At 29.7% G+C, this 239-nt stretch carries 1 protein-coding gene; it reads right to left on the minus strand.

The window, feature by feature from the left end:
• Nucleotides 1-221, minus strand: a 221-nt coding sequence (locus NCS03_RS31090; RefSeq protein WP_250530520.1) for a hypothetical protein, incomplete at its 3' end; no start/stop codon positions are given.
• Nucleotides 222-239: the final 18 nt, after the last annotated feature.

Here is a 239-nt window from a genome sequence, read left to right on the forward strand (position 1 = left end):
ACCTCAATTGCTAAAGAAATAGCATATAAAGCCATACATCTTGAGTTTGAGTTTCCACCAGATGTAACTTGCAGAGGTATATCGTTTTTTACATCCCAAATATTAGATAATAAAGTAGCATAGTTATTCAAAATTGTACTATAATAAGTCATTTCTTCTGTATTATTCTGCTTTTTAAATTCCCTATATAAGATGTATGCGAATGGAACACTTCTACCCATAAATTCAAATCCATAACT

Source organism: Caballeronia sp. ATUFL_F1_KS4A (assembly GCF_023630905.1).
Lineage (GTDB): Bacteria > Pseudomonadota > Gammaproteobacteria > Burkholderiales > Burkholderiaceae > Caballeronia > Caballeronia zhejiangensis.